We start from the raw sequence: 14,350 nt of genomic DNA on the forward strand, positions 1-14,350 counted from the left end.
CATGGCAGGCAAAAAGAAAAGAAGAAGCAAAAAGTGGATTGTCAACATCGTGCTCGGTATCATCTGTTTCGTATGGCTGCTGCCGACGCTGGGGCTGCTGATTTCGTCCTTCCGTCCGGCCGCGGATATTTTGGAGACCGGATGGTGGAAGGTATTCCCTCACCAGGAATGGAAAACGAAAGACACGATTCAGCTGTCCAAGGATGTCGACCTGCGCGGGCCGATCGAAGTGAACGGCCAGACGTATACGGACGACCAGCTCAAGAGCGGCGTCATGCAGGACGGAAAGCGGCTGACCTGGGAAAACCGCCGCGCGCGCGAAATCAGCGTGCAGGATCAGGGCTGGGTCGGCTCGTCCAAACTGACGCTCGATAACTATAAGAACGTGATCACAGGCAAGGAATATACGATCAAAAATGCCGACGGCAGCGAGTCGAAGGAGAAGGGAACCGGCTTATCCCAGGCGTTCTGGAATACGCTGACGATTGCGGTACCGGCGACGGTCATTCCGGTCCTGATCGCATCCTTCGCCGCCTACGCCTTCGCCTGGCTGCGGTTCCCGGGGCGCAAGACACTGTTCGTCGTCATTATCGCGATGCTGGTCATTCCGATTCAGGTGGCGCTGATCCCCGTGTTGAAGGATTATACTTCGCTCGGCCTGAACGGCAGCTACCTCGGGATCTGGCTGGCGCATACGGCGTTCGGATTGCCGCTGGTTACGTACTTTATGTACAACTTCATCAGCCAGCTGCCAAAGGACTTGTTCGAATCGGCCTTTATGGATGGGGCTACCCACTTCACGATTTTCAGCCGGCTGATCCTGCCCTTGTCGGTCCCGGCACTTGCTTCCATCGGCATCTTCCAGTTTTTGTGGGTATGGAACGACTACCTCGTCTCGCTGATCTTTATCGGCAACCAGCCGGAAGTGCAGGTCATGTCGATGAAAATCGCCGATCTGGTCGGCTCCCGCGGCAACGACTGGCACCTGCTGACGTCCGCCGCCTTTATCTCGATGCTGATGCCGCTTGCGATCTTCTTCCTGCTCCAGAAGTACTTCGTCAGAGGACTGATGGGCGGATCAGTGAAAGGTTAACGGTACCGCTGGGTAACATGAACATATAATGAAGCCCTTGCGGCGTAAGGAGCTGAAGTTGAAGATGAGAATGGAAACGTATGTGAGGCCGCAGCCGCTGTACCCTTATGAGGCATGGAGTCTGTCCGAGGAAACGTATGACGAGGCAAACAACCAGCGCAGCGAAAGCCTGTTTGCCATCGGCAACGGATATATCGGCATGCGCGGCAATTTCGAGGAAGGCTTTTACGGCATGTTGGGAACTTCCGTCACCGGCAACTATCTGAACGGGTTCTATGACTCCGAACCGATCGTGTATCCCGAAGGGGCGTACGGGTATCCGGAGCGGAATCACGCGATGCTAAACGTGACCAACGCGCAGCGGGTGGAGCTGCGGATCGAGGGCCAGCTGTTCCATTTGAATAGCGGCGTCGTCCACGACTACCGGCGGGAGCTGGACATGAAAAAGGGGATGCTGACGCGCGAGATCGAGTGGGAAGCACCCGGCGGCCAGCGTGCCCGGATCCGGATCCGCCGGTTCGCCGCCCTCCAGCACAAGCATTTGGCGGCGATCCATTATGAAGTCACCGCCCTTAATTTCAGCGGGGCCATCAGTCTGACCTCCGCGCTGGACGGTAAGATCACATCGCAGAACAACAACGGCGATCCCCGTCTGGGCGCCGCCAAGGCTGAGCCGAGCTTGCTGCTCGAAGATACGGGCCGTGAAGGAGAGCTGTCCTGGATGAGACAGCGTACCCGGCATTCGGGATTCGTGCTCCTGACGGCCATGAGCCATGATCTGCAGACGAATCAGCCCTCCCAGACTTCGGCGTGGTCGGAGAACGAGTATGCGGCATCTGAATTTACCGTATCACTCCGGCAGGGGGAGAGCGCAGACCTCACCAAATACGTCACGTACCATACGTCCAAGGATTATGCCGAAGGGGAGCTGCTTGTCCGTTCTGAAGAGGTTCAGCGGATGGCTCGGCAGTCGGGGTTTGAGGTGCTTGCCCAAGAGCAGCAGTCTTTTCTCGAACAGTTCTGGAAAACCGCCGACGTGGAAATTGCCGGCGACCCTGCACTGCAGCAGGGCATCCGCTTCAATGCGTTTCAGCTGCTGCAGTCCGTCGGCCGGGACGGTGTGACCAACATCGGTGCCAAGGGTCTCACAGGCGAAGGATATGAGGGCCATTACTTCTGGGATACGGAAATGTACATGCTGCCGTTCTTCACTTATACCCGACCGGATATTGCCAGGGCGCTGCTGCATTTCCGCTACGCCACGCTGGACAAAGCCCGCGAACGGGCCCGGGTCATGTCGCAGAAGGGAGCTTTGTTCCCTTGGCGGACCATCGACGGGGAAGAGAACTCGTCGTATTATCCCGCCGGTACGGCCCAGGCTCACATCAACGCGGACATTGCCTACGGGATCAAGCAGTATGTGTCCGCCACTGGAGATTCCGATTTCCTGCTGAATGAAGGCGCCGAAATATTGTTTGAGACGTCGAGGTTCTGGCTTGACCTTGGACACTTCAACTCCGCCCGAAACGGAAAGTTCTGCATCGACGGTGTGACCGGACCTGACGAGTATACGGCCATCGTCAACAATAACGCCTATACGAACCTTATGGTGCAGGATCAGCTGCGCTACGCGGTGCAGGTGGCCGGCTGGCTTGCGGAATCACATCCGGCGGAAGATCAGCGCCTGCGGGCGGCGATCGGCCTGACGGACGAGGAAATCGCGCTTTGGGGCAGGGCCGCGGAGAACATGTTCGTGCCGTATGATGCCGAACTCGGCATCTATGCGCAGGACGATACGTTCCTGACGAAGGCCAAATGGGATTTTCAGAGCACGCCGGCCGACAAGTACCCGCTGCTCCTGCATTTTCATCCGCTCGTCATCTACCGCCACCAGGTGCTGAAGCAGGCCGATCTGGTGCTGGCGCTGTTCCTGCTTGGCGAACGGTTCACGATGGAGGAAAAGATCCGGAACTACCGCTACTATGAGCCTTTGACGACGCATGATTCCTCACTGTCGCCGTGCATTCACAGCATCGTCTCGGCCGAGATCGGCGAACTCGAAGAAGCGTATGCTTATTTCGACCGGACGGTGCGCATGGATCTGGATGACATCAACCGGAATGCCAAGGACGGGCTGCATACGGCGGCCATGGCGGGGTCCTGGATGTCCATCGTATACGGGTTTGCGGGCATGCGCTTGGTAAACGGCATGCTGGAATTTGCGCCGGCGCTGCTGGGGCAGTGGGACAGCTACCGCTTCCGGATCATGAACCAGGGCCGGCTTCTGGAGGTGCTTGTCGACGCGGGAGGAACGGGATATGGACTTCTGGAGGGTGAACCGCTGCAGATCCGCCACAAGGGGGAGGAGCTGACCCTCGAAGCAGGGAAGACGGTCAGAAGGTAACGAAACACGGCGGAGTTTTGGAACGAGAGAAACCGGGGAATCGCCCGGCAGATTCGTCCCGGACTCCGTTTTTCATCTTTATAAAAAAAGTTTGGCGAAACGCTTGACGATGATAATGGATCCATGGTAAGATCTATCTTGTCGCTAAGAAAAAAACATTTCGAACGTGACCAACTGAATATGCGGTCGTGGCGGAATTGGCAGACGCGCACGGTTCAGGTCCGTGTGGGCTAACCCCCCGTGGAGGTTCGAGTCCTCTCGACCGCATCGTTGATAGGATCATGTGATTGCTGAAAGGCAATACATGATCCTATTTTTATGTTTATTTACGCCGATAGGCGTTTTTTTATTCTCTTCAGGATTGTGATTACAGACTGGAGCCGGGGGCTCTTGGATCAGGGCACCCGGCCTAACTGCTCCCGAAGCCGCGTGATGTCGCTGATCGGCGGAAGGCCGAAAAGCCGGGCGTATTCGCGGCTGAATTGGGACGGACTTTCGTAACCGACTCGAAAAGCAACATCCGCTGCATCGGCAGATTCGGATAACAAGAGACGGCGGGCCTCCTGCAGCCGCAGCTGCTTTTGGTATTGCAGCGGGCTCATGGCCGTGACCTCCTTAAAGTGGCGGTGCAGGGAGGAGGGGGCCATATGGGCAGCGGCCGCCAGCTCATCGATACGAAGCGGCTCCATGTACTCCCGTTTCAGCTGCTCTACCACCCCGGCAATCCGGTTCGAGCTGCTTCCCCTCAAGGCCATTTGCCTTAATACGTCTCCTTGCTCTCCCTGCAAAACCCGATATAAGATCTCACGAACGATGAGCGGTGCCAGTATCGGTATATCCTCCGGGTTATCGAGCAGGCGTGTAAGCCTGACAGCCGCGTCCAGCAGAGGAGCAGTCGATTGTTCCACGAATAACCCCCGTTTCGAACGGTGCTTCTTCCGGGATACCGGATTCGCCTCGTTTACTAAGTCCAACGCATCTTTTAGGTTAAGTTTAAGCCTGAAGCACAAATAAGGAACATCAGGCGATGCTTCAATAATCTGTGCGGAGACGGGCAAATCCAGGGAGATGACCAGATAGCTGGACGGCCCATACGTAAAGCTCTCGTCTGCAAGCATGACCACCTTCGAACCTTGGGAGACGATGCACAGCTCCGGTTCATGGACCGAAAACGAAGGGAACGTCGTTTTCGAACTGCGAATCAGGGAAAGGGAAGGAATGAGCGTCTCGTGAATGCCGTCTCCGTCCGTATGTTTTTCCATCAATAGGGACAATTCCTTCTGATACGAAACCAAGGAATTGGCGTGGTTGGATAAATCCCGCATGAATTGTTTTCCCCTCCTTATCTATGTCCATTATAAGCCCTGTTGGGTCCAGCGATGAATCGTTTTGAGAGAATCAGGCAATCATTTGCGATTTTTAGACTACCTCTGCTTTTTTCGGCTGGTTCATAATCAGGTTGAAAGAAAGGAGAGGAAGAGGAATGGATAAGCGCATTTTCATTCTGGCGCTGGCTGCCTTTACAGTAGGCTCAGTTGAACTGGTCATTGCCGGGATTTTGGATATGATCGCCCGGGATCTGCGCGTTTCCGTCGGTGTGGCCGGCCAACTGGTTTCGGTGTATTCTCTGGTTTTCGCCTTAGGATCCCCCGTCTTGATCGCTTTAACTACGAAGGTTGAGCGCCGAAGGCTGCTGGTCATCGCCATGCTGGTGTTTACGGCTGGAAATATCATGTCTATGTTAAGTCCGAATTTTACGATGCTGCTGCTATCCAGGGTTATTCTGGCGGCAAGCTGCTCCATTGTTGTCGTTCTGTCGATCACCCTGGCTTCGGGGATTGTGACACCTGAAGCAAAAGGGCGTGCGATTGGAATGATTTTTATGGGGATCAGCGGCGCCCTCGTGCTCGGCGTTCCGCTGGGGACATTGATCGGCGAGGCTTGGGGCTGGCGGGCAACCTTTGCTTTTATTGGCGTACTATCGTTAATTGTGACGATATGCATCATGAAATTTCTGCCCCAAGCGGTGTCTCCGCCTAAGCTTCCGATGCGGGAACAGCTGCGTACGTTGGGAAATTTTAAAATTGTGTTCGCCCATCTCGTCTCCATTCTGCAAATGACGGGCCAGTTTACGATCTATGCCTATATCACGCCGTTTTTACAGACTATGTTGAACCTGTCTCCCGGTCAAATCAGCTTCGTCTTGCTGGTTTATGGGCTCGCCGGCATTGCAGGGGGGTGGATTGGAGGGTGGGCGGCTGACCGCTTTGGGGCAGCCCGGACAATGATCGTCACGCTGCTGCTCCACGCCATGGCGATCCTGCTTCTGCCCTGGGCAGCTGCCTCCATGCTGCGCTTGCTGCCCGTCGTCATCGTCTGGTGTGCGTTTAACATGGCGCCAAGTCCGGCTATTCAAAGCTATTTGGTGCGGCTTGCACCAAAGTCGGCGGACATCCAACTCTCCCTAAATACCTCCTCGCTGCATCTCGGCGTAGCTGCGGGATCTGTCATCGGCGGCGTGGTAATCAGCCGTTATGAGGTTACGGCCAATGCCTGGATCGGAGGTCTGTTTGTCATCCTGGCTATTGTTTCAGCTATCGTTACCCTGTACAGAGGCAGGGTGATTCATAGTAAAAAAGATAACTCCCTTCAGGAGAATCCCTCCTGAGAAAGCAGTCTTTACGATGTAAACGGTAACCCTATTGAAACCGCCCATCCGATAACCGGATGGGCGGTTCACGTTGCGTTCTATTTCTCCTGCTCCTGGATCACCTGCTCGATCCCGAGAAGAATCAGCTTCAGTCCGAACTCGAACGCCTTGTCTGTCCCCATCAGCTCGAACAGCCCGTTCGAGAACATCCTCCGGAACAGTCCGGCATCCGCCTCGCTCATGGAGTCCAGAAGGCGAATCATCTCCTCACCCGGAAGCGCTCCTTCTCCGTGCTCCTTAACAATCGCGGAGACATTGCGTTGGTGCTCATAATCGTCCAGAACGAAGTTGAAAATATAATTCATAAGCGTAAGAACCACTTGCATTTTCTGCTCCTGCTCGAGCGGCGTTGATTCCACGCAGAGCAGCATCCGGTTGGTGAACCGGATGATGTCCGGTTCGTGGGGCAGCGTCAACATCATGAGCTGTGTGGAGCAGGGATAGCGGCCGAGCACGCTTCGCACCGTTACCGCTAGCCCCTCCAGCTGCTCCTTCCAGTCCCCCTCGGCGTGGTACTCCTCCAGAATGATTTTCGATACCTGGTTGGCCAGACGCTGGTAGAGATTTTGTTTGCTCTTGAAGTACCAGTATATCGAGGGAGCCTGAATCCCCAGCCGGTCGGCCAATCGTCTCATGCTGAACTTTTCGATACCTTCCTCGCCAAGAAGCTCCCACGAGGCTTCCAAAATCCGATCCTCCGAAATCTGAGGCTGCTGTTTTTTCATCGGGAATCCATCCTTTTACCTAACAGTGTAAGTTTATGCTTTACATGTTCATAAGACCATGATATCATCTAACACTGTAAGGTTCAAACTAACACTGTAAGATGACATCTGCACTGTTAGACGGTTGACCTAAAACAATAAAGAAAGCAGGGATCCGCATGGATACAGAAAATCTTTATTACTTTGAAAAGGCACCGGTCGCCAAAGCCGTAGCTCATTTCGCTGTACCGATGATGCTGGGCACGTCAATGAGTGTCATCTATTCCATATTGAATGCCTATTTCCTGGGCACACTCCACAATACGGCGATGTTAACCGCTCTCGCGTTAACCTTGCCGTTGTTCGCCATCATCATGGCACTGGGCAACTTGATTGGCATCGGGGGCGGTACCTTCATTTCCCGTTTGCTGGGAGAGAAAAAATTGGATGATGTCAAGCATGTGTCTTCATTCGCTTTTTACAGCAGTTTAGTTATTGGTCTTATCGTGATGGCCGTAGGTATCCCGCTGATTGATCCCATTGTCCATGGATTGGGGGCAACGCCCGACTCCTTTGGCTTTACGAAGGACTATGTCACGATGATGCTTATTGGTTCACCATTCGTCATCTTATTTTTCACACTGGAAAATATCGTACGCTCGGAGGGTGCGGCAATGACGTCGATGATGGGGATGATTCTGAGTGTTGTCGTGAATATTATTCTCGATGCGCTGGTCATCTTCGCTTTTCATTGGGACGTGATCGGCGTTGCGTCTGCTACGGTCGTTTCCAACCTGGTCGCCAGCGTATTCTACGCCTACCATATGGGATACAAGAGTTCATTTTTAACCATCTCCGTTAAATGGTTTAAGGCGTCCAAAGAGATTTTGAGCAATGTCATCAAAATTGGAGTTCCCGTCTTTATTATGAGTATCTTTTTGGGGGCCATGTCGCTCATCTTTAATCGTTTTCTTGTAGAATATGGAGATCCGGCCGTTGCAGCTTATGGAATTTCATCGCGTTTATTGCAGTTTCCCGAGTTTATTCTGATGGGTTTATGTGAGGGAGTCGTGCCATTGATTGCCTTCTCTTTTACAGCGAATAAATTGCGTATGAAGCAAACGATCGGATTTACGATCAAAACGATTGTAGCGTTAGCCGTCGCGTTCGGCATCATCGTCTATTTGATTTCCGACCACTTGATTGGTTTATTTACGAATGACCCGCAATTAATCGAAATGGGCAGCTATATCCTGCATGTGACGTTCTTATCCTTGTTCATTACAGGCATGACCACGTTGTTTACGGGGATCTTCCAAGCGACCGCACAAGGAACCGCTGCGTTTATTATGTCAATTATTCAAGGAGTTACTCTGATTCCTGTACTCTATATCGCCAATCGAATGAACGGCTTCCACGGGGTAGTCTGGTCGCTCGTCATCGCGGATGCCGTCGCGTTCCTGGTCGGGGCGATCATGCTGTATGCTTTGCGGACCAAATTGCAGCCGGATTTGGAGAGTTTAGTACAGTAGAAAACATAGGGTTATGTTTGTAAGGGGATTTCATTGAATAAGGAAAAAAGAGGAGAGAGGCTTACCACGAAAATGAGGCCGATGCTCTCTAGCCCTGCTATGATTGTGATATGTAGACATCTGTTGTTCTTGAACACAAAAAAGCTGCGGTCAGACACCCCGCAACCGTTGATTGTATAAAGGATCGAGACGACAGGATTTGAACCTGCGACCTCTTGCTCCCGAAGCAAGCGCTCTACCAAGCTGAGCCACGTCTCGTTAAGAGAAAGCTTATACTATAAAATTTACTCCGATTTTACATTTTGTAAAGGGGGTAAAAGAAAAATTCACAATTCGTTTAACGATTGGGCAAAATGATCCTGTGCTGCCCAGCAAATGAAAAGACCGGGGGAATCGCAAAGATTCCTTCCGGTCTTGTTTGGTTTCTAAAGTGTAAGCTTTATTTGCCTGCAGCATCGCCTGGCTTGGACGGCTTTTCCGAATCATTCGCATGAGTGGTATTACTTGGCTTGCTGCCCGCTGGTGTATTGCCAGCCTGGGGATCTGTTAGAGTGCTGCTAGCTTTGACATCTGCCGGTTTGGTCCCATCTGTCTTGGCATCGGCGGGTTTCGTGCTGCTCGTTTGATCATCTGCCGGGGAAGTCCCTGCTCCGGATCCGGCCGGAGGTGAAGTCGCCCCCGTGTTTGCATTCGTATTCGAATCCGTATTCGTATTCGCATGCTCCTTCTCCTGATCCTTCCACTCCGGCAGCGCCGCCACATAAGCATCCGACATGCTGATCAGCTTGTGCGCCCGCTCGTAAGTTTCCTTGGAATCCAGCGGCTTGGTGACCTTGCCTCCGTTCAGCGGATAGGTCACCCCGTCGGCGTAACCGGAGCCCGGTACGAACGCTCCCTTAGCCGAAATAAACGAGCCCGAAGGGAGGTAATACCGCTGCGGCAGCACGGGACTGTTCTGGTTGAGCAGATCCTGGCCGAAGTGCACCTGGTTCTTCAGCGAGACGCCGATCAGATTGGCCAGCGTCGGGAAAATATCCGACTGCCCGCCGACCTGCTCCAGCGTCTGGGCTTTTTGGTTCGGCACAGAGAGGACGAGCGGGATGTTCATCATATCGGGGAGGGTGTACTCCCGTCCGTAAATTTCCTTCATCAGCTTTTTCTCTTTGTTATTGAGTGAATATATCGGAAGTCCCTGATGATCACCGTACAGGACGATGACGCTGTTGTCCCAGACGCCGTTTTTCTTCAGCTCGTTCACGAACTGGCCGAGGGCGTAGTCGGCATAGTTCTGGGACTGGATATAATCCCCGACAAGGGTTCCCTTATAACGGTCGGGAAGCTCCATCTTGAACTTGCGCTCCGGGATGCGGAACGGGTGATGGCCCGACATGGAAATGACCTGCACGTAGAACGGCTTACCGGTTCCCTGCATCCGTGCCAGCTCGTCGGCCGTCTTGGCATATAGCAGCTCGTCCGATGAACCGAACGAAACGAGGTCATTTTTGCCGAAAAACTTGTCGTCGTAATATTTTTCCCAACCGAGCGCTTTATACAGCTGATCCCGGTTCCAGAACACGACGCTGTTCGTATGGAACGTCGCCGTCTGATAGCCGCTCGCGGCGAACGTTTTGGGGGCGCTCGGCAGCGCCTTGTCCGCATACACCTCGGAAGCAGCCCCGTTGGACGGAACGTAGAGGGAAGTGTTCACGACGAATTCGGCATCCGCCGTATTTCCCTGACCGACCTGCTGGAAGAAATGCGGGAAATACATATGATCTTTGACCAGCTTGTTCATGTTCGGGGTAATTTCCTTGCCGTCGATCTTCAGGTTGACGAGGAAATTCTGGAACGCTTCGAGCTGAATGACGATGACGTTTTTGCCCTTGGCTGCACCCCAGTATGCCGGCTGCGCCGGCTCGGTCGTTCCTTTCACCTGGGCAACCGCCTCGGGCGTGACCGACTTGGCGTCGACCTTGATGTTCTTGGAAGGGGCAAAGCCGACATACGCTTCATAGTTGAGAATCCCCATATCCCGGGCCTGCTGGAATTCGTTCATCCCGCTCCGGAACGGAAAAATGCACGCGGCACAGGCGATCAGTGCCAGGACGGCTCCCCCCGCAAACCACGGTCGGCCCGTTCGGACGGACAAGCTGCGGCCAAAGGCGCGGAACCGCCGTCTGGAACAGATAAGGATGAACAGCACGACGATATCGGTGAAAATGAACAAGTAATACGGATCCATGAGCGAAAAGACGCTGCTGTTGACCTCGGATACCTGGTTTACCTGTCGAAGCTCATGATAAGTAACGATAACTCCGAAATACTTATAGTACATAATGACGGCAAAATAAATAATGGTCAGAACCAGGTCCACAATCAGGTAGGTGACCAGCTTCTTGCGGTAGGCCAGCGTTTCGATCAGGCAGAAGAGCAGCCATACGGGCGGTATGCCCGTCAGCAGCATCATACCGAAGCCTCCGGCATTTTCCCTGAACACGACCGTCCAGACCAAAAGCATTTTTAAAATCATGACAATGGAGAAGAAGATAAAAGGTTTACCTATCAGCGCTCTCCATGAAAAACGGTTATGCAAAATCAATCGACGCCCCTTTCGTAATTTCCACACAGATCGCTAAGCCCATCCAAGGGCGTATAGGAATTAGCAGCGTACGGTCTGTCATCCGCAGGTTGTCCTGCCGGCGGGCCGCCCGCGTTCCCTCTTCAGCATCATAGATTACCCCTTATCAAAAACGCCATCAGGCCACAGCAAACACAAGGCTTGGACACCTGTGCTAAGCCGGGCCATATGCGGGACAATGAAGTTAATAGTAACTATTACACTATTGCAATTTAAGCACAGGGCCCAGGGAATTGCAAGAATCGCCCGGGATGCAAAAGAGGGGGTGGACCCGGCTGGGCATAGCCTCCCGAACCGGGCTGATGATTGATGAAGAAGGATGTCATCACTCTATTATATATAGGAAGAGACAGGATCATTCCATCGGTGAGAAGGGGAGATGCTGTGTGGAAAAAGGCGGCGGGACCGGTTACTTCGTTAATCCGGCATGAATCGTATCGAGGTTCCATTTCATCATGGCGAGGTAGCTGTCTCCCTCTTCCCCGGGCTTGCCGGTGGAATCGGTGAACACCTTGCCGAATATCCGAACCCCGGTCTCCTTGGAGACACTCTCCATACTGCGCGGATCCACGCTGGTCTCCACAAACAATGCAGGCACCTGCTCCGCCTTCACGATATCGATAATCCGCTTCATTTGCTCAGGGGTGCCCTGGTTCTCCGTATTGATCTCCCAAATGTATTGGGCCTTCAGCCCGTAAGCCGCGGAAAAATATTTAAAAGCCCCTTCGCTTGTAACGAGAACCCGGCGTTCCTCCGGGATGTCGGCAAAGCGTGTCACGGCATCATCGTGCAGCTTCTTCAATTCCTCGATATAGTTCCCGGCATTTTGCTCATAATATTCACGGTTGGCTGGGTCCGCTTTCGTCAGAGCCGCAAGGGCGTTATTCGCATAACGGATCCCGTTCTCAATGCTCAGCCAGGCATGGGGATCCTGCTCGGATTCCTTGCCGGCGGAGGTCAGGTACATAGGCTCCACGCCTTCGCTCAGTGCATAGACAGGGGCGTCTTCCCCCGCTTTTCCCGACGTCTCCAGCAGTTTGGCGAACCAGCCGTTCCCCGTCTCCAGATTAAGCCCGTTATAGAAAATGACATCGGCATCGCTGGCATGCTTTAGATCCGCAGGCAGCGGATCATATTCATGGGGGTCCGTGCCGACCGGCACGATCGAATACAGCTCTACGCGGTCCCCAGCAACCTGCTTCACGATATCGTACAGGATCGAATACGTGGTCAGCACGACCGGCTTCTCCCCGGAAGAGCCGGCTTTATTCCCGGTTTGACCGGAGCAGCCGGCGGCAAGTGCCAGGACCAGCATAAGTACGGCTCCGAGCCAAACCTTCCTTTTATGTTTCATACGATTCCCTCCTATTTAAAAAGAATCATTGCGGCGCAAACCCTGATGCCTTCCGGGCAGACGGCGTCAAAGTCCTTTCAGCGCCGCCTTTTTGCGCCGGGAACGGAAATGCCGCCACAGGACACCCTGTTTTGGTGAGAAGGCCAATGCCAACATGAACCAAACAGCTGACGCGAGCACGATGGCTGCACCGGAGGCCAGATTGTATTTGACGCTGAAATACAGCCCCACCACGGCTGATAACGCGCCGAAGCCGGCAGCCAGATAAATCATCACCCACAGCCGGTTGGTCAGCAGATAAGCGGTGGAGGCAGGGGTGATCAGCATGGCGACGACGAGGATAATGCCGACGGTCTGCAGGGAGGCGACGGTCACGAGGGTGAGCAGGGTCATCAGCAGGTAATGGATAAGCCGCCCGGGCAGCCCGTATGCCGCGGACATAACCGGATCGAATGAGCTGACAAGCAGCTCTTTATAGAACAAGTAGACGACCGCGGCGATCACGATGCCAATGATCAGCGTGATCCACATGTCGGAGGCGCGGACCGCGAGCACGTTGCCGAACAGGATGTGGTACAGGTCGGTCGAGCTTTTGGCAAAGGTAATCAGGATGATGCCGACGGCAAAAAAGGACGTAAACACGATGCCGATAGCCGAGTCATTCTTGATCCGGCTGTTTTGGCTGACGTATCCGATGCCGAGCGCCGTCAGCACGCCCGTCACCACGGCGCCGAAAAAGAAGTTGATGCCCAGCATGTAGGACAGGGCGACGCCGGGCAGGACCGCATGGGAGATCGCGTCGCCCATGAGCGCCATGCCGCGCAGAATGATAAAGCAGCCGATAATGCCGCAGATCATTCCGACCATGACCGAGGTCAGCAGCGCTTTTTGCAAAAAGCCGTATTCCAGGATTCCGCTCAGAAATTCCATTACACACCCACTCCGTTCTTTTCGAGAAAGGTCAGCTGCGCCGCATAAGCCTGGCTGAGAATGTCCGGACGGCAGACTTCGCGGGCCGGACCTGCCTTTACCAGCTCGCCGTTAAGCAGCACAAGCCCGTCGAAATACACTTCCGCCTTGCTCAAATCGTGATGGACCACGAGCACCGTGCGGTTCTGATCCCGCAGCTCTTTCAAAATGGCGACGATCGTCTCCTCGCTGGCGGCGTCCACGCCGACGAAGGGCTCATCCAGGCAGAACAGCTCTGCCTCCTGGGCGAGCGCCCGGGCCAGAAATACGCGCTGCTGCTGACCGCCGGACAGCTCGCCGATCTGCCGGGAGCCGAAATCCTCCATACCGACCTTCTCCAGGCAGTGGTAGGCCAGCTCTTTATGCTGCCGCCGCGGCCTCTTGAGCAGGCCGAGCTTCGGGTAGGTGCCGAGCAGGACGGTATCGATTACCGTAATCGGGAACGTCATATCAATTTCGCTGCGCTGCGGAACATAGGCGATGCGGGTCCGGGCTTCCTTGACACTGCCGCCGAGGACGCGAACCTCGCCGTGGTCCCGCGGAATCAGCTCAAGGAGCGACTTCATCAGCGTGGATTTGCCGGCCCCGTTGGGTCCGATAATACCGGTCATACTGCCGGGAAGCAGCGTAAAACTGACGCCGCGAAGGGCATCCTTGCCGTGATAGGAGACGAATAGGCTGTCGACGGACACCGAAGGGTCGCGGTGACGGGGGAGCATAGCATAGACCTCCTTTGGATTATGAAAACTTTGACACAAGTTTCCCTTGGAACAAATTAATGCACATATATAAAAGTTTTTACCTAAGGAAACTTTATTGAGTATAGGCTAAAACAGATGGGGAGAATTGTAAAGTGTTTTTTTACCTGGGTTGTCCGTTTTTCGTGGGGTAAGACGAGGTCTAATCAGTGTTAGTATGCGGGGCGATCATAGGGGGCGGAGCCAAA

General features: G+C 54.0%; 10 protein-coding genes and 2 tRNA genes. 5 read left to right on the top strand and 7 right to left on the bottom strand.

Features of this window, described 5'->3' with window-relative positions; all coding sequences use genetic code 11:
• The first annotated feature begins 1 nt into the window (after position 1).
• The 3 genes from IAE55_RS10130 (at position 2) to IAE55_RS10140 (ending at position 3,764) form a co-directional block, all read left to right on the top strand.
• Positions 2-1,093: a carbohydrate ABC transporter permease gene (locus IAE55_RS10130; protein WP_089546004.1), complete on the top strand. Its 1,092-nt coding sequence runs from the start codon at positions 2-4 to the stop codon at positions 1,091-1,093.
• A 64-nt stretch (positions 1,094-1,157) separates the two neighbouring features.
• Positions 1,158-3,497, top strand: coding sequence for a glycoside hydrolase family 65 protein (locus tag IAE55_RS10135; RefSeq protein ID WP_234489424.1), 2,340 nt, complete (start codon positions 1,158-1,160; stop codon positions 3,495-3,497).
• Positions 3,498-3,679: 182 nt separating this feature from the next.
• Positions 3,680-3,764 (top strand) — tRNA-Leu (locus IAE55_RS10140).
• Positions 3,765-3,892: 128 nt separating this feature from the next.
• On the opposite strand, the gene IAE55_RS10145 is transcribed toward IAE55_RS10140, so the two are convergent.
• Positions 3,893-4,822, bottom strand: a complete 930-nt coding sequence (locus IAE55_RS10145; protein ID WP_200631964.1) for an AraC family transcriptional regulator — start codon at positions 4,820-4,822, stop codon at positions 3,893-3,895.
• A 158-nt stretch (positions 4,823-4,980) separates the two neighbouring features.
• On the opposite strand from IAE55_RS10145, the gene IAE55_RS10150 reads away from it, so the two are divergent.
• Positions 4,981-6,165, top strand: a complete 1,185-nt coding sequence (locus IAE55_RS10150; protein ID WP_200631966.1) for an MFS transporter — start codon at positions 4,981-4,983, stop codon at positions 6,163-6,165.
• Positions 6,166-6,245: 80 nt separating this feature from the next.
• On the opposite strand, the gene IAE55_RS10155 is transcribed toward IAE55_RS10150, so the two are convergent.
• The gene (locus IAE55_RS10155; protein ID WP_145159856.1) at positions 6,246-6,932 is read right to left on the bottom strand and encodes a TetR/AcrR family transcriptional regulator; all 687 of its coding nucleotides are present in this window, start codon (positions 6,930-6,932) and stop codon (positions 6,246-6,248) included.
• A gap of 158 nt (positions 6,933-7,090) precedes the next feature.
• On the opposite strand from IAE55_RS10155, the gene IAE55_RS10160 reads away from it, so the two are divergent.
• Positions 7,091-8,443: an MATE family efflux transporter gene (locus IAE55_RS10160; protein ID WP_145159854.1), complete on the top strand. Its 1,353-nt coding sequence runs from the start codon at positions 7,091-7,093 to the stop codon at positions 8,441-8,443.
• Positions 8,444-8,627: 184 nt separating this feature from the next.
• On the opposite strand, the gene IAE55_RS10165 is transcribed toward IAE55_RS10160, so the two are convergent.
• From IAE55_RS10165 to IAE55_RS10185, 5 genes are all read right to left on the bottom strand, one after another.
• Positions 8,628-8,701 (bottom strand) — tRNA-Pro (locus IAE55_RS10165).
• Positions 8,702-8,882: 181 nt separating this feature from the next.
• Positions 8,883-10,910, bottom strand: a complete 2,028-nt coding sequence (locus IAE55_RS10170) for an LTA synthase family protein (protein ID WP_325168622.1) — start codon at positions 10,908-10,910, stop codon at positions 8,883-8,885.
• A 580-nt stretch (positions 10,911-11,490) separates the two neighbouring features.
• Positions 11,491-12,435 carry a metal ABC transporter substrate-binding protein gene (locus IAE55_RS10175; RefSeq protein WP_145159850.1) on the bottom strand — a complete coding sequence of 315 codons (945 nt, stop codon included), beginning with the start codon at positions 12,433-12,435 and terminating at the stop codon, positions 11,491-11,493.
• A gap of 66 nt (positions 12,436-12,501) precedes the next feature.
• Positions 12,502-13,365, bottom strand: a complete 864-nt coding sequence (locus IAE55_RS10180) for a metal ABC transporter permease (RefSeq protein WP_145159848.1) — start codon at positions 13,363-13,365, stop codon at positions 12,502-12,504.
• On the bottom strand, positions 13,365-14,123 hold the full coding sequence (locus tag IAE55_RS10185) for a metal ABC transporter ATP-binding protein (RefSeq protein WP_200631968.1): 759 nt from the start codon (positions 14,121-14,123) through the stop codon (positions 13,365-13,367). The genes IAE55_RS10180 and IAE55_RS10185 overlap by 1 nt, the downstream gene beginning before the upstream one ends.
• Positions 14,124-14,350 lie beyond the last annotated feature (227 nt).

Origin of the sequence: Paenibacillus sp. S28 (assembly GCF_016624415.1) — a bacterium.
GTDB classification, from domain to species: Bacteria; Bacillota; Bacilli; order Paenibacillales; family Paenibacillaceae; genus Paenibacillus_AQ; species Paenibacillus_AQ favisporus.

Excerpts from the sequence above, each read along its gene's own strand:
- IAE55_RS10130 (WP_089546004.1), top strand. The coding sequence starts at position 2 with ATGGCAGGCAAAAAGAAAAGAAGAAGCAAAAAGTGGATTGTCAACATC.
- IAE55_RS10135 (WP_234489424.1), top strand. The coding sequence starts at position 1,158 with ATGAGAATGGAAACGTATGTGAGGCCGCAGCCGCTGTACCCTTATGAG.
- IAE55_RS10145 (WP_200631964.1), bottom strand. The coding sequence starts at position 4,822 with ATGCGGGATTTATCCAACCACGCCAATTCCTTGGTTTCGTATCAGAAG.
- IAE55_RS10150 (WP_200631966.1), top strand. The coding sequence starts at position 4,981 with ATGGATAAGCGCATTTTCATTCTGGCGCTGGCTGCCTTTACAGTAGGC.
- IAE55_RS10155 (WP_145159856.1), bottom strand. The coding sequence starts at position 6,932 with ATGAAAAAACAGCAGCCTCAGATTTCGGAGGATCGGATTTTGGAAGCC.
- IAE55_RS10160 (WP_145159854.1), top strand. The coding sequence starts at position 7,091 with ATGGATACAGAAAATCTTTATTACTTTGAAAAGGCACCGGTCGCCAAA.
- IAE55_RS10170 (WP_325168622.1), bottom strand. The coding sequence starts at position 10,910 with ATGATGCTGCTGACGGGCATACCGCCCGTATGGCTGCTCTTCTGCCTG.
- IAE55_RS10175 (WP_145159850.1), bottom strand. The coding sequence starts at position 12,435 with ATGAAACATAAAAGGAAGGTTTGGCTCGGAGCCGTACTTATGCTGGTC.
- IAE55_RS10180 (WP_145159848.1), bottom strand. The coding sequence starts at position 13,365 with ATGGAATTTCTGAGCGGAATCCTGGAATACGGCTTTTTGCAAAAAGCG.
- IAE55_RS10185 (WP_200631968.1), bottom strand. The coding sequence starts at position 14,123 with ATGCTCCCCCGTCACCGCGACCCTTCGGTGTCCGTCGACAGCCTATTC.